This window comes from Mariniradius sediminis, from assembly GCF_021491425.1.
In the GTDB taxonomy this organism is placed as follows: Bacteria; Bacteroidota; Bacteroidia; order Cytophagales; family Cyclobacteriaceae; genus Mariniradius; species Mariniradius saccharolyticus.
Window position 1 is genome coordinate 12,871 of record NZ_JAKEVZ010000002.1, and the last position, 15,813, is coordinate 28,683.

Below are 15,813 nucleotides of genomic sequence, written 5' to 3' on the forward strand. Positions count from 1 at the left end.
CGGACGCTTGAACACGATTTATTCGGAGTAATCTAAGCGGGTCTTTTGGGGACGGTTCACTAAATTTGAGCAGGTTTTTTGGGATTGTATTTCTAGATGAAGATGGAACTTCAACTGCTTGTCGACAAAGACTGCCAATTGGAAAAGTTCCCCGGAAAGGGAGGCTGGACTTTCCTTTTGTTTCCCGAGCTGCTGGTAGAGAAGAAAATCCCCTTTGGTATGCGCAAAGTCAGCGGACAGATCGATTCCTATGAGTTTGCTGAAATGACCCTCATGCCTTTTGGCAAAGGGGTGCTTTTCCTTCCCGTGAAATCAGAAATCCGCAAAAAAATAGGAAAAGGAGAAGGTGACTGGGTACGTGTCAGGCTCTTCACCGAGGCGATCGAGGAAGCTGACGATGAATTGATGACTTGCCTGAAAGACGCGCCGCTGGCACTCGAAAGGTTCCTGCAGCTTCCCGAAGAGGAACGCGAAATGCACATCCAATCCATCAACGATCTGAAAATCCAAGATCGGAAAGTGCAGAAAATTGTTAGGCTGATCGAGCAGTTGGAGCGGAATTTTTAGTCTGCCAACCCCGTCCCACTTGACTCCTGTTTTTGGGGTCCGATCCAATTTTCAGAAAACCAAATCCTGCCTGACCTCCACCACGCCGAATGTGCGCTCGGGCGCTTTGGTATCGAGTTCATAAAATCCAGTCGGAGTCATATTGGTAAAGTACTTGTAATCCTTGGCCAAATGCTGGTAATCATAGTATCCGCATGCCAATGCAATTGTAAGCCAGTCCAAATGCGGGTGGGCATTTTTCATAAAAAAGGCCCGCTCAAACCGTACCACTTTGTCAAAAAGTTTGGGACCAACCCCAGTCCTTTCCACAAATCTCCTCAAAAATTGCCGGCTGCTGAGACAGGAATCGGAAGCAAGTGTGTCTATCGAAAGTGGCCTTTTCTGATTCAAAATCGCCGCCCCCACCTTGTCTATTCCCTGCAATCCGAATTTTGAATTTTTTATCAACCGATTCAAAAATGCTTCTGCCAGACCAATCACCGCCTCGACTTCATCGGAATTACACATTTGCTCGTGAACCGTCCTGATTTCCTTGCCCCAAATGGCCTCGGCGTCTATGAACGTATTGGTGAGTTCAAAGGCAGGAATCCCGGTCAGTAGGTACAAGGTGCTTGGTTGAAGGACTATTTGCAAACACCAAAAATCGTTGCCCGTATGTCGGTTGGTTACCAGGGTGTGGAGTCCATTGATGGTGCAGCGATAATGGCTCAGCACATCTGCGCTTCCGTGGATGTTGACTTTTTGGACATTTCTCAAGAAGAATAAAAGGCAAATTTCGGGTCGGGGACAATACACCTTAGCAGGAATTGATGCCCTCGACCCAAACTCAAACCTAATGATCTGGTGTTTTCTCACGTATTCCCGCAGATGCGGGCTTGGCAAAAAATCCTTGAGAATCATGTAGTCTTATCTTAAAGTCAATGGAGGTCCGACATTTTTAATTCCATGGTCCAGTGAAATTTTTTGTGCCTCCTCCGCGGTTGGTGCCCTGCCAAGGTCATGCATGGTTTGGAAAAACTCTTCCATTTTGAATGCAGGCTGGAGCAAATAGACCAATTTGCCCCGGTCTGAAGTCTGGATCCAGGTGTGGGGAATGTTTCTCGGGAGGAAAATCGTGTCACCCGATCCAAGTTCATGAAACTCCTCACCCAATTGGAACAGAAACGTTCCCTCCACGACGTAGAAAACCTCATCCTGTTCCAGATGAACATGGAGCGCAGGTCCGGTTTTCTCCATTCCAATATACTCAAATACCGACAACTGTCCCGCGGTATCCTTGGAGGAAATTTTGAGATCGTTGGGGTTGATGCCTTTAAACGGCGTATGCTTGCCGTGCCTTGCTTCGCCTGCCTTCAACAAAAAGCCTTCATTTCCCTCGGTTTTCCTGATTGGAAATGCCATCAGATCTGAGCCAAATGCCGTCAACGCAGCGGAGGTTAAGAGAAATTTTCTTCGTTTCATGGTTTATGTTGAGTTGTTGTGTCACAAAAATACCCTGGCCCAAAATCGATCGAGTGGTAAAAATCGGACATTGTTTTCTTCCCTTCCGACACGCTAATGAACTTCGGAGAATTACGATTTTGGTTCAAATGGTAGTTTATACCCGAAAAAATCGTACCTTTGTCCCACTTTGTTAAAAGTCCGGTCCGTTGTAGGCCGCTTTTCCTTCTACTTTCCGACCCTTAAGAACGTACAACATCTTGGTCGGCCCCACTTCAAAATGGCATTTAAAAATCTCGGAATCATTGATCCCATCCTTCAGGCATTGGCCCAGGAAGGATACACTACACCCACGCCCATTCAGCAACAGGCAATCCCAATCGTCCTTCAGGGCAGGGACCTCTTGGGCTGCGCACAAACAGGAACAGGAAAAACGGCCGCATTCGCCATCCCGATTATCCAGCATTTGGCTGAAAAGAAACAGCACCGTCCAGGAATCAAAGCCCTGATACTTACCCCTACCCGCGAATTGGCAATCCAAATCGACGAAAGCTTCGCCGCCTATGGCCGGTTTGCCAAAATCAGCCATACAGTCATCTTCGGCGGTGTTTCCCAACTCCACCAAGTCAATGCCCTCAAGCGGGGCGTGGACGTATTGGTGGCTACCCCAGGCAGATTGCTTGACCTGATCGGACAGAAATACATCGACCTCAGCAAACTGGAGATTTTCGTCTTGGACGAAGCAGACCGCATGCTCGACATGGGATTTATCCATGATGTCAAAAAGGTCATCGCCCTGTTGCCTTCAAAAAGGCAAACCTTGTTCTTCTCGGCAACGATGCCCCCGGAAATCCAAAAACTGGCTGATAGCCTTTTGACCCATCCGGCATTGGTGGAAGTGACGCCTCCGTCCTCCACCGTGGACAAAATCGAACAGCAGCTGTACTACACCAACAAAGGGGATAAACCGGCGCTCTTGCTATATCTTTTGCAGGAGAAAAAAATCGGATCCGCACTTGTCTTTACACGGACCAAGCACGGTGCCGACAAAGTCGTGAAGCTACTCCAACGTGAAAAGGTCAAATGCGCAGCCATCCATGGCAACAAAAGCCAAAACAACCGACAAAACGCGCTCAACGACTTCAAAAGCGGCAAGCTGCAGGTGTTGGTAGCGACGGATATAGCAGCCCGTGGGATCGATATCGACGAACTCGCCAATGTCTTCAATTATGACCTGCCCAATATTCCCGAAACGTATGTGCACCGCATTGGCCGCACGGGACGCGCTGGAAATTCGGGCTTGGCCATGTCCTTTGTGGATGGAGAAACATTGAAGGAACTCAAGGATATTGAAAAGTTGATCGGTAAAAAAATCCCCGTGATAGAAGACCATCCTTTTCCGTTTACCGGAGTGGTACCGGAACCAACTCCTGCAAAACTAGCCCAAAAACCGGCAAGTCAATCCGGAAACAGATCATCTGACAAAAACCGCAAAAATCGCTGGAGACGGTAATTCTTCGGTTTTTACAATACATTCAAAGCAAGGGCTCCAATACCAAAAACCGGTTTATTGGAGCCCTTGCTTCATTTTATCGAAATTCATAGTCAACTCCCCGAACCTGGGTCAGCAGCGTAGCGGGGGCGTCCAATGCCTTAGCGGCTCCCCTTGGCGTCGGCGTCACCGGGGAATTGGCTTTGAGGTAGTTGACCATCACCTGATGAAGCGTGTAGGACGTGTTTTGGGTGTTTTTCACATTGCGCATCCGGCAGATCATATCCGCAGGGTCTCCGTCCCGCTCGCAGGCCGCGATGGAGTACACTTTGTCATCGATGATTGCCTGACCGCCGACGGTAATGGACTTCACCCGCTTGCCTTCCTCGCCGTACGCATAGAATTCTACCTCCATGCCTTTGAACTTGGTCACCCAACCCCCAAACCGCTTGGAGGCATCTTCTGCGAATACGTTGTTGAGTTCGCGTTCGAGCCAAGTTTTGATTTGTGCACCCGTGACTTCTCCTGTTCGCACGACCGAATCCACCGGCAGCATGTCAAAAATAAAGCCTTTGGTGATTGGAATATTTCCGGTTCCGTCGGGTGTGGCTCTGGGCGGACAAAACCTAAAACCATTAGACAGGATGATATCAATGTTTGGCAACTGCCAATCCAAGGCATCCAAGACCATCGTATCGATCGGATTTTCGATCACAAAATATCTATAGAGCGGAATTGTCGAATGACCTACCACCTCGTTGATTTCGGATAAAAACGGCGCTTCGGCTTGTTGTACCAAATCCCGCATTTCCTTTGAGGGTTTCGTTTTGTTCGCATCCACTTCCAAAAGGCTATAGCGCTCCCCTACCACTTTTCCGCCTTCGAAAGTCAATTCCAATTTCCCTACAAAAGATCCAAAAGCCCCTGGCTGCACTACTTTGGCATATTTGCATTGGATCGGTACACGCACACGCTCGTGGGTATCGGCCCCAAAGATATAATCCACACCTTCGCATTCCGGAAGGTTGCCCAAGTGTATCTCCTGCGAAAGGCCCGTATGGGAAAGTACGGCGACAAATGCACACTTTTCCTGGTTACGGAGGACATCGACGTAGTGCTTGAGGTTGTATTCCGGTTTGGTGAAAATGATCCCTTTGCTGTAGTTCGGGGATTGACGCTGTGGGACCAAATGGTCATTGTAGCCAAGAAATCCGATTTTGACGCCATTGACATGCCAAATGTAGTAGGGAGGAAAAATCAGCTCGCCTTTTTCCCCATTGCCGAGGTCATGGTACATATTGGCGCAGACTTTTGGCGCATACAGCGATCCCATCAGGGACTGCATGGCTGGCTTATAATAAATCACTTCCCAGTTACCCGGAAGATATAAGTCGTAGTCGAGGGCATTCAAAATCGGCACAAAAGCCTGGCCTTCGGTTTTGACCGAAAGCATGGAACCTTGGAACATGTCGCCTGTATCGACCAGAAAAGAATGTTTATACTTTGCCCTTTCCTTTTCCAAAAAAGCGGCCATTTCAGCGTATCCACCTGTTTTCCTAAAGACGGTCTTTCCGTTTTCCCAAAAGAGCTCATCATGGGGATGCAACTGACAATGCACATCGGTAGTCTGAAACAGGCCGACAGTAAACCTTTCTGGCTTACCTGTCTGCTCCTCCGAATGCCCAATTGCATTGGCCAAGCCGCTGAATGGAAGCAAGCCGGACCCTGCACCGAGTGCGGTCATTTTCTTGAGGAAGTCTCTTTTGGATGGGTTCATTTTGGGTTTAAATTAAGTTTGGTGAGATGATACCTACATATTCGTGCAAAGCATGGACTTAGGCAAATTAATTGAACGGCATAAAAATGCAGATTTCCTATCCCATATTTTGTGACAATCGTTACACGCGGGCCTTCCATGAATGAGAAAAGACTGACCCATCACCTTTTTCCTGCAACCCTTAACAACAATACCATTTTACACCGCAGGTCAGTATATTTGATTAAAGTTGAAATCCTAAAACCATTTGTTGAAATCCTTGTATATGAAATCCGTCCAATCGAAAACATTTTTAGCGCTGGCCTTTTCCGTGCTATTCGTCCTCCAATCCATTTCACAGACCCTTGACAATTCACTTCTCTGGCGGATCAGCGGAAAAGGCTTGAAACAGGATTCCTACCTGTTTGGCACAATCCACATCATCTGCGAGGAGCAGTTCTGGATGGAACCAAAAATCGAAAAAGCCCTCGAATCCGCCCAAGTCCTTGCTTTGGAAATCGACATGACCGACCCGAACCTGATGGCCGAAATGCAGCAGCTCTCCATCAATCCCGGTTTCAAGAATATCAAAGGCGAATTCACAGACGAGCAGGCAGCCGCGCTGAGTGGATTTTTGACCCAGCACTATGGGGCCGGACTGGACCAATTGGGCATTCTGAAGCCTTTTGTATTGTCCTCAATGGTGATGATCAAAATGCTTCCCTGCGAGCAGCAGAGCAGTTACGAGACTTTTTTCACCGAAAAAGCAAAATCCCAAGGAAAGAAAGTGATCGGCCTCGAGACAGCCGCATTCCAAATTGGCATGTTTGACCAAATCCCGCAAAAGATCCAAATCGATGATCTAGCAGAAATGGTAACGGAAAAGGACGCGCTTGCCGAACTCAACCAACTCGTCGAAACCTACCTTTCGCAAGACCTCCAAAAAATGTATCAGATCATCACGGACAATGAGATGTTCCAACAATACGGTGACCTGCTGTTGAAGCAAAGAAACGAAAACTGGATCCCAAAAATCGAAGAGCTGATCAAAAACCAATCTGCCTTCATTGCTGTCGGTGCCGGCCACCTGCCGTCCGATTCTGGCGTGATCCAATTACTGCGAAAAGCGGGCTACAAGGTCGAAGCCGTCAAATAATCTTCACTATTCAAAACCGATGACACCAATGGCTACCTCTACCATTCACACCATTTTGGGCTCCACGGGCAATATCGGCACCGCGCTCGCCACTGAACTTTCCAAAAAGCCGGTCCAAATCCGCCTCGTTTCCAGAAACCCGAAAGCCATTAACGCCAACGATGAATTGGTAAAGGCCGATTTATGGAATTCGACGGATGTTGAAAAAGCTGTGGCTGGTTCCTCTGTGGTGTATTTGGTGACGGGTATTCCCTACAACGTGAAAACCTGGCAACAACAATGGCCGGTGATCATGGAAAACGTACTGAACGCCTGCGAGAAACACGGTGCACGGCTGGTCTTTTTTGACAACATGTATGCCTATGACCCGAAACATGTCGGTCACCTGACCGAGGACACGCCCATGCGGCCGGAAAGCGGAAAGGGAAAAGTACGGGCAAAGATAGCGCAGATGGTATTGGATGCGATCAGTTCCTCCAAATTGACAGCCATGATTGTGAGGGCGGCGGATTTCTATGGCCCTGGCGCCAAATTGAGTTTCCTCCATGAAACCGTCATCAACCGGATGCTGGCTGGCAAGACGCCACAATGGCTGTACAGCGGCAGCAAGAAGCACTCGTTTACCTATATCCCCGATTGCGCCCGGGCCATGGCCGAATTGGTGCAGCACGAAAGCGCCTGGAACCAAGTATGGCATCTGCCGACTTCCCCTGAGTATCCAACTGGACAAGAAGTGGTGGAAATAGTGGCAAAGGAGCTGAACATGAGCAACAAGCTGATGGTCGTGCCTGCATGGATGGTCAAGCTGTTGGGCATTTTTACCCCGATTCTCAAGGAAGTTGTCGAACTCCGTTACCAATTGGACCAAGACTATTGCTTTGATTCCTCCAAGATCGAAAAGGCTTATGGCCTCAAGCCGACCGATATCCAGACGGGACTAAAGACGTGTTTGAAGGGGAGGTGAAAGTGATTGGTTACAGGGTTATTGGATAAAGGTCAACGAGGGAAAAATTGCGGGTCAGGATTGAATGATTGGAACAATATTGTTTTGATTCTTGAAATAACTGTTTGTTTTCCTTAATCGGGATTTGTCACCCAAAAAGAACAGCTGATAGAACTCCCGGACATGAAAAATACTAAAAAAACCTTACTAGGCCTCCACCTAAAGCCCGAGGTTTTCTTTGCCCTATAATTTTTACTCTCGTCTATTTTACTTCCAAAATTGCCACCATCTAATCCTAATTACTTCTCCGATTGCCATCGGTTTTTTAGTAATAATTACCTCATCTTTTGGCAACTCTGAAACATTTAAAGTTAACACAGTGTCTCCTTCTACTCCTGTAGATTCAACTACAAGCGTAATCTCTTCTTTCCTATATTTTTTTGGGATTAATATTTCAAAATTACCCAAAGAGTCTGTTTCTACTTTGATTTTTGTACCCATTACAAATACAGTTGTTTGAACAGGGTGATCCCAACCCTCTTCGATGACTTTACCCTTAATGATTTTGGGAATGCTGTCATTTGATTGATTTTTAACTATATACTTCTTCTTATCTTCTATCGATTCATTAATGCTCAACTCCATCTTTAAACCATTGTCTAGGACATTATTTGCAGAAGCAACCGTTGTAAATGTCATTAAAGCAAATGTTGCAGCAATTTTATTCCAATGGTTGATTTTATTGGGTTTGTTGATTTCCAAAACCCTATTCATTTGGCTTTTATTTAACCTGGCACAAATAGCTTCTTCACTTCTGTTCAGATAATTGACGATTTCGCCATCTGTCATTTTAGAGAAATCTACTACACCCCTAGAGCAGATTGAACAAAATTTCCCTCTTTCATAGTCAGACATACTTGTCCAATCTATCTTATTGCAAGGATTTTCAATCGTTATTCTCAATCTACTGTTTTTCATAGAGTTATGTCTAAAACAACTAAAAACCTACAAATTCATCCGGTTTCGGCACCAAAAACACGGTGTCATCCGGAACCCGCTGGGTTCCTTTTAAACCTTTTCCATATGTGGTCAACTTATTGAAAGCATAGGGAATCGCAAATAACTTTCGATTCAATCAAAATTAACACTTTCTCTTTAAATTTCTCCCGCTTAAGAAATACTCAGATAACCCTCATTCGACTTCCCCAAAAAGCCTATTCAGCTCTTCGATACTGATGTCTGATTTTTCAGATTTATCATATATCGAAGCAAGATATACCAATTCATCCACCACTTTGACAAAAGTAACGACCCTTGCGCCACCACTCTTTCCCTTACCTTTCGACTTAATTGCCAACCTGATTTTATAGAATCCCCTTCCTAGGGGTGTGCCCTGGAAGGGATTCGATTCTAAGTCATCAATCAATTGGCCGAGTTCATTTTTGAGGGACGGGAATTTTCTTTTCAAGCGCTGAGCCTCTCGTTCGAAGCTTTTAATGGAATCTACCCGGAATTTCATAACTCCTCCAAGAATTCTCTGGCGGGTCTTGATTTCTTTTTTCCCTCTAAAACCTCCTTCAGTTCCTTAGCGCTGGCCTTCAGATTTTCACGTACCTGCTCGTCCGTGTCCTCGTCCAATTCGGATTCAGCGATTTTCACAAATGAGAGGTGTTGGACCAAGTCTTTGAAAAACTTGAGTTTCTTGTCTTCGATTTCCAATGTAAGCCTTGCCATAACTTTCAATTTATTCAAAAATAACAGTTTCTATTTTATTTTCTCTGGCTTGCGCTATACTCATAGGCATTAGGTCGATGATAAACAGTAGCCATTCTCTTTCCGACTCCTCTACTTCCCTCTCCGTTCTTGATCAAATCCTCGCCTGATAGGTGTACAGCTGATAGTATCTTCCTTTCTTCTCGATCAGTTCTTCATGCTGGCCCTGTTCGGCGATTTGGCCATGCTCGATCACTAGGATCTGATCTGCCTGTCGGATGGTGCTGAGCCTGTGGGCGATCACAAAAGTCGTCCTTCCCTGCATCAATTCCTTGAGGCTCGCCTGAATCAAGGATTCGCTTTCCGTATCAAGATTGGAAGTAGCCTCGTCCAATACCAGAATCCGCGGATCAGCCAATATCGCCCGTGCGATTGCGATCCGTTGCCTTTGTCCGCCCGACAGCTTGACGCCACGTTCCCCGATCAGAGTATCCAAGCCCTTTTCGAACCTATCCGTAAACTCATGCACATGGGCCGCCTTTACTGCTTGCAGTAGTTGGGATTCAGTCGCGCTTGGTCTGGGGAAAAGGATATTTTCCCGGATCGTTCCCTCAAATAGGAAATCATCCTGCAACACTACGCCCAACTGGGAACGGTAGGAATCCAAGGTCAACTGCTGCAAATCCACCCCATCCACGGTAATCATACCCGATTCCGGATTCAAAAACGAGGCTGCCAATCCAGCGATGGTCGTTTTTCCCGAACCTGAAGTCCCCACCAAAGCTGTCACCGAACCCGCAGGAGCATGGAAGCTGATGTTTTTCAAAACCTCCTTCCCCTCTTCGTAAGCGAAGGAAACGTTCTTGAATTGGATGTCTCCCTTCAGTCCGGGGAGTTGGATGGTACGTTTGCCGGAAGCATTCTCCAAGGGCGTATTCATGATCTCCTCGGTCCGGTCCAGTCCTGCAAATGCCTCCGTAAACTGGCTGCCGATATTGCTCATTTGGACGATGGGCGCGATCATAAAGCCGAGGTAAAGCGTAAATGCCAAAAAGTCCCCAAAGGTCATCTGCCCATCCATGATCATATAGCCACCGATGCCCATAATGCCGGCCGAAGCCAAACCGAGCAGAAACGTCGCCGAGGATGTCACAAAACTCGTCGCAGTCAAAGATGCCTTCACATTGAGATAGAGCCTCTCTACCCCGGACTCAAAGGTCTTGATCTCCTGCGCTTCCGCATTGAAGCCTTTGATTACGCGGATACCGCCCAAGGTCTCTGTCAGTCGGCCCGTGACTTCGGCGTTGATTTTACCCCGCTCCCTGAAAATGGGTCGGATTTTTCCAAAAGCCTTTAATGAAATAAGCCCAAAAATGATCACAGGTACCAAGACGTACAAAGTCATCAGCGGCGAAATGTAGATCAACAAGCCCAAAGAAATTGCCGCCGTCAACACCCCGCCAATCATTTGGGCAAAGCCGGTACCCACCAGATTACGCACACCCTCCACGTCAGTCATGATGCGGGATACCAACTCGCCTGTTTTGGTATTGTCAAAAAACCTGATGGGCAACTGAATGATGTGGCGCTGGACCTTGGCACGGAGTTGCGAGATCAAATGCTGGGCCTCCACGGACAGGATTTGGGTCAATGCGTAAGAGGTGACTGCTTGAATCGTAATGGACGCGACAACTGCAATGACCAGCCACTTTAGCAAGTCGAGGTCGTTGGATGGAATCACATCATCGATCAAAAACTTACTCGCTCCGGGAAGCACGAGGCCGGAAAGTCTTGAGATAATGATCAAAAAAAGGCCGGTGAAAAGATGCCTCCTTCTGGGCCAAATGATGGTTTTGAAAACATGGGCCATAGTGACCCTGTTTTCCTTCGGTCTTGATTTTGCCATAGTGGGGTTAAAAACATTTTCTAACATCCCAATCCCGGAAATAAGTTCGGTAGGCAGCAATAAAAACAGTCTTATCATCTGCCTCTAGCGAAAGAATTTTTATCTTTCAATGGCATTGCTTCTCTTACCAATAAACCCATCCAAAATGAGAAAACTGCTTTTTCTAAGTCTTTGCGTTTTGTTTTTCCTTGGCTGCACCACGCCCAAGGAATCCAAAAAAGGCCCTGAACTCTTTGTAGGCGTTTCGAAGGCGTTCATCAATCCGCCACTTGGTGCCTTCATTGCCGGAGACAAGCAAAACCGGGTGTTCACCGGGGTTTTGGACAGCCTCTATGCAAAAGCTGTGGTGCTGTATGATGGAGAAAAAGCCCTTGCTTTGGTAACGGTAGACTGCATTGGACTACTTTATCCCGAACTCCAAAAAGTGCGGGAAGCCGTGGCGCTGATGCCTTTTGATATTCCTTTTTCCCCTGAAAACATTGTCATCTCCAGCACCCATACCCATTCAGGACCCGATGTCGTGGGGATTTGGGGTAAAGATTACAGTCAAAGCGGTCGGGACCCCGAGTACATGGATTTTTTGGTACAAACGATCTCTGCCCAAATCCTGGAAGCTTCCAAATCCCTACAGCCCGTCAGCGCCCGTTTTGCACGGGCCAGTTTTGGTGAATCTTGGGTCGAAAACATCTGCGGAGAGGAAATCGACCGGGAAGTGACCTCTATTCGCTTTGTCGATCAGGAAGAAAAAACCGTCGCATCCCTGACCAATTTCGCCTGCCATCCAACCCATTTGGATGCGGTGTTTTCCGAGATATCAGCCGATTACCTGGCGGGTTTCTATAAGGCCATGGAAAAAAATTGGGGCGGAGAACATCTCTTCCTGCAAGGTGCCATCGGCGGCTGGGTGCAACCGAAAGACAAAGCCGACTACCAAATCGCCTTGCAAAGAGGAAGCGACTTGGCCGAAACGGTCATCAATGCCCACCAAAAAGAAACGCCCTTGCAATCGGACCGTATTTTCTTCAGTAGAAAAACCATTCTCTTCCCCGTCGAAAATGAAGCTTGGAAGGCCTTAGCTGCCGGGGGGATTTTTGATCGGAACATCGGGGAAATGGTCGAATCAGAAGTCACTTGGTTCGGAATCGGCGAGGCTACTTTTGCCACGCATCCCGGTGAAAGCACGCCATTCCATTCCTTGGAAACCAAAAAGATGATGCCTGAGGGGCCAAAATTTGTGCTTGGACTCGGGCAGGACGCGCTCGGCTATATCCTCAAACCCAGCTATTTTGAAGATCCCATGCTTCCACATGCAGCATACCTCACCCGAACTTCTTTGGGCAAAAATACCGCTGAGACGATGATGCAGGCAATTTCCGAACTATCCCAATCCACCAAAAAATGAGCATTTCCGATAAAACCAAAAGTTGGATAGACAACTTCCATTTCGTCTCCAAAGAAGTAGAGACGCACTTTGCGGGGCTGAACTTGGAAACGCTGTACGCCAAGCCACATCCCCAACAGTGGAGCATCGCCGAAAACCTGCAACATCTGATCACGATCAACCGCAGTTATTACCCCATTTTTGACAACCTCAAAAGAGGGACCTACCATGGAGCATTTATCGGAAGGTTTCCTTTTTTCACCAAGATGTTTGGCGACATGGTTTTCAAATCGATCAGCGATGGGGGCAAAAAGAAATACAAAACCTTTCCGCTTTGGGAACCGAAGGTAGAGATTGGCGATCCAGAAATCATCGGCAGGTTTATGGTTCACCAAAGGGAATTTGAGGAGAAAATAAAGGAAATGATCCCTTTTCTTGAAAAGAATGCGGTCATACATTCCCCAGCCAATAAGCTCATCGTCTACACCTTGGAGCGGGCTTTCGACATCATCACCGCCCATGAACTTCGGCACCTGGATCAGGCCAAGCGGGCTTTGGAGGCTATCACAAACAAACGATAAATGAAATCAGCATGAAATCCGAGAAAGAAAAGATGCTGTCCGGAGAGCTTTATCTGGCTGCGGACCCCCTATTGACGGCAGAGCGAATCCGCGCCCGGCAACTGGTAAAAAGCTACAATGATGCGTTTCCCGAAGAGGTTGAAAAGCGGACTGGGATTTTGGAGCAATTATTGGGAAAAATGGGAAAAGGAAGTTGGATCGAGCCGCCGTTTTATTGCGACTATGGGTACAATATCCTTCTGGGCGAAGGTGTTTTCTTCAATTTCAATTGTGTGTTCCTGGATGTGATGCCGATTGTCTTTGGAGACCGGGCAATGGCGGGACCCAATGTCCAATTCTACACGGCTACCCATCCCGTAGACGCGAAGGAACGCGCAAGCCTCCTGGAATACGCCAAACCGATTGAAATTGGTGAGGATGTCTGGATTGGGGGAAGTTCGGTGATTTGCCCTGGTGTAAAAATCGGCCCCCGCAGCATCATTGGAGCAGGGTCTGTAGTTACCAAGGACATACCTGCCGATGTCATCGCCGCCGGGAATCCCTGTCGGGTGATTAGGGAGATTGGGGGGAAATAGGGATTGGGGGATTGGTTATTGGTTATTGAGTTATTGGTTACTAAGTTATTGATTTATTGGTTATTGAGTTATTAGTCCATAGACCATAGTCGATAGAAACGACCACGGTCAAGGGTCCACAGCCCACAGATTCGGCCTCCATTTCGCTAAGCTGAATCTGGCGATTCAATGCCAGCATCAAGTCGAAAAACCCGAGTGACATTTCTTAACTCTTGATTCTTGTCTCTTGATTCTTGTCTCTTGATTCTTGCTTCTCGGTTCTCGTCTCTTGTTTCTCGTTTCTCGTTTCTCGTTTCTAACCTCTCGCTTCTCGTATCTCGCTTCTCGTATCTCGGCTCTGTTCTCTTGCTTCTTGCGTCTTGTGTCTTGTGTCTTGTGTCTCAAATCTAATCCTCACCTATGTACTTCTCAAAAAAAGATCTTCACTTCCAACTTTTCGAAAACCTCCAAGTGACGGAACTCGGCAGGTTTCCTTATTTCCAAGACCATGATCGAGAAACTTTTCAAATGGTGCTGGATAGTGCAGAGCAAATTGCGACACAGTCACTGCGGCCACACCTGACGGATATGGACAGGAACGAGCCCCAACTCGTCGACGGAAAAATCCACGTCCACCCCGCCATGGGGGATATTATTCGTCAATTCGCGGAAGGGGGCTGGATCAATGCCACCTTTTCCTACGACGAAGGCGGACAGCAACTTCCCAGCGTCATGCACATGGCGGCCGGATTTATCTTCCAATCCGCCAATTATTCGGCTTCGGTTTATCCGTTTTTGACCACAGGAGCAGCAAATCTTATCCGGACTTTCGGCAGTCAAACATTGAAGGAAACCTTCATCCCAAACATGCTGTCCGGCAAATGGCAAGGCACCATGGCACTGACTGAACCCGATGCCGGATCTTCCTTGGCGGATATCAGGACCACGGCCCACCCTACCGACCGTCCCGGAGTCTACAAAATCAAGGGCCAAAAAATCTACATTTCCTGCGGGGACCATGATGCCTGCGACAACGTAATTCACCTCATGCTGGCCAAGATACCCGGTGCGCCACTGGGGGTAAAGGGCATTTCCCTGTTTGTGGTACCCCAAAAACGTGTTCCCTCGGGAGAAGGCAATGACGTGCTGACGGAGGGTATCTACCACAAAATGGGCTACAAAGGCGCTCCAATTGCCCATTTGATGATTGGCTCGCAGGATGGTTGTAAGGGATATCTGGTTGGCGAACCCCATCAAGGCCTTGCGTACATGTTCCAAATGATGAACGAAGCGCGTATTGGCGTCGGCATGAATGCAGTCGCTATCGGCACCGCTGCCTATTACGCTTCCCTGGACTATGCGAAAGAACGGCCCCAGGGAAGGAAACTCGGAGAAAAGGACCTTTCCCAACCCCAAGTCCCCATCATCAAACATGCCGATGTCAAGCGGATGCTGTTGTTCCAAAAAGCGATTACCGAAGGCGCCTTGAACCTGATCCTTTATTGTGCCCAATTGGCAGATATCGCACATGCAGGTGCCGGGAAAGACGCCGAGGAAGCCGCTTTGCTGCTGGATTTATTGACCCCAATAGCCAAATCATATCCTTCCGAAATGTGTTGCCTCACGACCTCCGCAGCGGTTCAGGTCCTTGGAGGCGCAGGGTACACCCGGGATTTCCCTGTCGAGCAATACTACCGCGAAGCCCGCATCCATCCTATCCACGAGGGTACGACGGGGATTCACGGCATGGATTTGTTGGGGAGAAAGGTGCTGATGAAAGACGGGATAGCTTTGAGACTGCTCTCAAAGGCTATTGTTGAAACCATCCATTCGGCTGAAAAGCAAGAAAAACTCAGGCCGTTTTCCCAGAGTCTTCAGCGCTACCTCGAAAAGGCTGGTGCCCTCACCCAGCATCTTGTCGCCAAAGCTCCCCGGGATCCGGAAGGATTTTTGGCGGATGCGTCCTTGTACCTGGAGTATTTGGGCATTCTGGTGGTGGCCTGGCGATGGCTTGCAATGGGAATCACCGCCACGGAATCATTGGAAAGGGAGAATGCCCAGTCTGATTTTTTGCACGGAAAATTGGCTGCGATGCGGTATTTCTACGAATATGAATTGGTGAAAATGGATGGCTTGGGAAAAAGACTGTCGTCCTTGGACCAAGTAACCGTCGAAATGCGGCAGGAATGGTTTTGAGTAAAAAACTTAAGTCCCAAAAATTGAGCTCCTTAGCCAAGAACAATCAATTTTTGCCTTTTTCCTTTTTGCAAATTCCAGCAATCCATCTACATTTGCAATCCGTAAAAGAACGGATCACATAGAGG

At 47.7% G+C, this 15,813-nt stretch carries 15 protein-coding genes; 8 read left to right on the forward strand and 7 right to left on the reverse strand.

Annotation, left to right across the window (positions count from 1 at the left end):
* Window positions 1-102 precede the first annotated feature (102 nt).
* Complete coding sequence (locus L0U89_RS02860) at window positions 103-567, forward strand: DUF1905 domain-containing protein (protein WP_234860142.1); 465 nt, start codon at window positions 103-105, stop codon at window positions 565-567.
* A gap of 51 nt (window positions 568-618) precedes the next feature.
* Here the strand turns inward: L0U89_RS02860 and L0U89_RS02865 are convergent, their stop codons facing one another.
* Both L0U89_RS02865 and L0U89_RS02870 read right to left on the reverse strand, forming a co-directional pair.
* A complete protein-coding gene (locus L0U89_RS02865) occupies window positions 619-1,467 on the reverse strand; it encodes a helix-turn-helix domain-containing protein (RefSeq protein WP_369413235.1) in 849 nt (282 codons plus the stop codon).
* Between the two features lie 6 nt (window positions 1,468-1,473).
* Entirely contained in the window at window positions 1,474-2,028 is a 555-nt protein-coding gene (locus tag L0U89_RS02870) for a cupin domain-containing protein (RefSeq protein ID WP_234860144.1), read from the reverse strand.
* Window positions 2,029-2,287: 259 nt separating this feature from the next.
* Between L0U89_RS02870 and L0U89_RS02875 the strand changes: the two genes are divergently transcribed.
* Window positions 2,288-3,520 (forward strand): DEAD/DEAH box helicase, encoded by a 1,233-nt coding sequence (locus L0U89_RS02875; RefSeq protein ID WP_234860145.1) that lies wholly within the window; start codon window positions 2,288-2,290, stop codon window positions 3,518-3,520.
* Between the two features lie 76 nt (window positions 3,521-3,596).
* Here the strand turns inward: L0U89_RS02875 and L0U89_RS02880 are convergent, their stop codons facing one another.
* Window positions 3,597-5,276 carry a bifunctional metallophosphatase/5'-nucleotidase gene (locus L0U89_RS02880; protein ID WP_234860146.1) on the reverse strand — a complete coding sequence of 560 codons (1,680 nt, stop codon included), beginning with the start codon at window positions 5,274-5,276 and terminating at the stop codon, window positions 3,597-3,599.
* 265 nt (window positions 5,277-5,541) lie between these two features.
* On the opposite strand from L0U89_RS02880, the gene L0U89_RS02885 reads away from it, so the two are divergent.
* Together L0U89_RS02885 and L0U89_RS02890 are read left to right on the forward strand one after the other, a co-directional pair.
* Window positions 5,542-6,411, forward strand: a complete 870-nt coding sequence (locus L0U89_RS02885) for a TraB/GumN family protein (RefSeq protein WP_234860147.1) — start codon at window positions 5,542-5,544, stop codon at window positions 6,409-6,411.
* A gap of 28 nt (window positions 6,412-6,439) precedes the next feature.
* Window positions 6,440-7,375, forward strand: a complete 936-nt coding sequence (locus tag L0U89_RS02890) for an NAD-dependent epimerase/dehydratase family protein (RefSeq protein WP_234860148.1) — start codon at window positions 6,440-6,442, stop codon at window positions 7,373-7,375.
* A 246-nt stretch (window positions 7,376-7,621) separates the two neighbouring features.
* Here L0U89_RS02890 and L0U89_RS02895 read toward each other — a convergent pair whose 3' ends face one another.
* The 4 genes from L0U89_RS02895 to L0U89_RS02910 form a co-directional block, all read right to left on the reverse strand.
* Complete coding sequence (locus L0U89_RS02895) at window positions 7,622-8,332, reverse strand: peptidase associated/transthyretin-like domain-containing protein (RefSeq protein WP_234860149.1); 711 nt, start codon at window positions 8,330-8,332, stop codon at window positions 7,622-7,624.
* A 214-nt stretch (window positions 8,333-8,546) separates the two neighbouring features.
* Window positions 8,547-8,873 (reverse strand): type II toxin-antitoxin system RelE/ParE family toxin, encoded by a 327-nt coding sequence (locus L0U89_RS02900; protein WP_234860150.1) that lies wholly within the window; start codon window positions 8,871-8,873, stop codon window positions 8,547-8,549.
* Window positions 8,870-9,088 carry a hypothetical protein gene (locus L0U89_RS02905; protein WP_234860151.1) on the reverse strand — a complete coding sequence of 73 codons (219 nt, stop codon included), beginning with the start codon at window positions 9,086-9,088 and terminating at the stop codon, window positions 8,870-8,872. The genes L0U89_RS02900 and L0U89_RS02905 overlap by 4 nt, the downstream gene beginning before the upstream one ends.
* A 133-nt stretch (window positions 9,089-9,221) precedes the next feature.
* Window positions 9,222-10,973 carry an ABC transporter ATP-binding protein gene (locus tag L0U89_RS02910; protein ID WP_234860152.1) on the reverse strand — a complete coding sequence of 584 codons (1,752 nt, stop codon included), beginning with the start codon at window positions 10,971-10,973 and terminating at the stop codon, window positions 9,222-9,224.
* Window positions 10,974-11,118: 145 nt separating this feature from the next.
* On the opposite strand from L0U89_RS02910, the gene L0U89_RS02915 reads away from it, so the two are divergent.
* The 4 genes from L0U89_RS02915 (at window position 11,119) to L0U89_RS02930 (ending at window position 15,685) form a co-directional block, all read left to right on the forward strand.
* Complete coding sequence (locus L0U89_RS02915; RefSeq protein ID WP_234860153.1) at window positions 11,119-12,375, forward strand: neutral/alkaline non-lysosomal ceramidase N-terminal domain-containing protein; 1,257 nt, start codon at window positions 11,119-11,121, stop codon at window positions 12,373-12,375.
* Window positions 12,372-12,935 carry a DinB family protein gene (locus L0U89_RS02920; protein ID WP_234860154.1) on the forward strand — a complete coding sequence of 188 codons (564 nt, stop codon included), beginning with the start codon at window positions 12,372-12,374 and terminating at the stop codon, window positions 12,933-12,935. Before L0U89_RS02915 ends, L0U89_RS02920 begins: the two co-directional genes overlap by 4 nt.
* Before the next feature lie 11 nt (window positions 12,936-12,946).
* A complete protein-coding gene (locus L0U89_RS02925) occupies window positions 12,947-13,510 on the forward strand; it encodes a sugar O-acetyltransferase (protein ID WP_234860155.1) in 564 nt (187 codons plus the stop codon).
* A 399-nt stretch (window positions 13,511-13,909) separates the two neighbouring features.
* Window positions 13,910-15,685, forward strand: coding sequence for an acyl-CoA dehydrogenase family protein (locus L0U89_RS02930; protein ID WP_234860156.1), 1,776 nt, complete (start codon window positions 13,910-13,912; stop codon window positions 15,683-15,685).
* Window positions 15,686-15,813 lie beyond the last annotated feature (128 nt).

Excerpts from the sequence above, each read along its gene's own strand:
- L0U89_RS02860 (WP_234860142.1), top strand. The coding sequence starts at position 103 with ATGGAACTTCAACTGCTTGTCGACAAAGACTGCCAATTGGAAAAGTTC.
- L0U89_RS02865 (WP_369413235.1), bottom strand. The coding sequence starts at position 1,467 with ATGATTCTCAAGGATTTTTTGCCAAGCCCGCATCTGCGGGAATACGTG.
- L0U89_RS02870 (WP_234860144.1), bottom strand. The coding sequence starts at position 2,028 with ATGAAACGAAGAAAATTTCTCTTAACCTCCGCTGCGTTGACGGCATTT.
- L0U89_RS02875 (WP_234860145.1), top strand. The coding sequence starts at position 2,288 with ATGGCATTTAAAAATCTCGGAATCATTGATCCCATCCTTCAGGCATTG.
- L0U89_RS02880 (WP_234860146.1), bottom strand. The coding sequence starts at position 5,276 with ATGAACCCATCCAAAAGAGACTTCCTCAAGAAAATGACCGCACTCGGT.
- L0U89_RS02885 (WP_234860147.1), top strand. The coding sequence starts at position 5,542 with ATGAAATCCGTCCAATCGAAAACATTTTTAGCGCTGGCCTTTTCCGTG.
- L0U89_RS02890 (WP_234860148.1), top strand. The coding sequence starts at position 6,440 with ATGGCTACCTCTACCATTCACACCATTTTGGGCTCCACGGGCAATATC.
- L0U89_RS02895 (WP_234860149.1), bottom strand. The coding sequence starts at position 8,332 with ATGAAAAACAGTAGATTGAGAATAACGATTGAAAATCCTTGCAATAAG.
- L0U89_RS02900 (WP_234860150.1), bottom strand. The coding sequence starts at position 8,873 with ATGAAATTCCGGGTAGATTCCATTAAAAGCTTCGAACGAGAGGCTCAG.
- L0U89_RS02905 (WP_234860151.1), bottom strand. The coding sequence starts at position 9,088 with ATGGCAAGGCTTACATTGGAAATCGAAGACAAGAAACTCAAGTTTTTC.
- L0U89_RS02910 (WP_234860152.1), bottom strand. The coding sequence starts at position 10,973 with ATGGCAAAATCAAGACCGAAGGAAAACAGGGTCACTATGGCCCATGTT.
- L0U89_RS02915 (WP_234860153.1), top strand. The coding sequence starts at position 11,119 with ATGAGAAAACTGCTTTTTCTAAGTCTTTGCGTTTTGTTTTTCCTTGGC.
- L0U89_RS02920 (WP_234860154.1), top strand. The coding sequence starts at position 12,372 with ATGAGCATTTCCGATAAAACCAAAAGTTGGATAGACAACTTCCATTTC.
- L0U89_RS02925 (WP_234860155.1), top strand. The coding sequence starts at position 12,947 with ATGAAATCCGAGAAAGAAAAGATGCTGTCCGGAGAGCTTTATCTGGCT.
- L0U89_RS02930 (WP_234860156.1), top strand. The coding sequence starts at position 13,910 with ATGTACTTCTCAAAAAAAGATCTTCACTTCCAACTTTTCGAAAACCTC.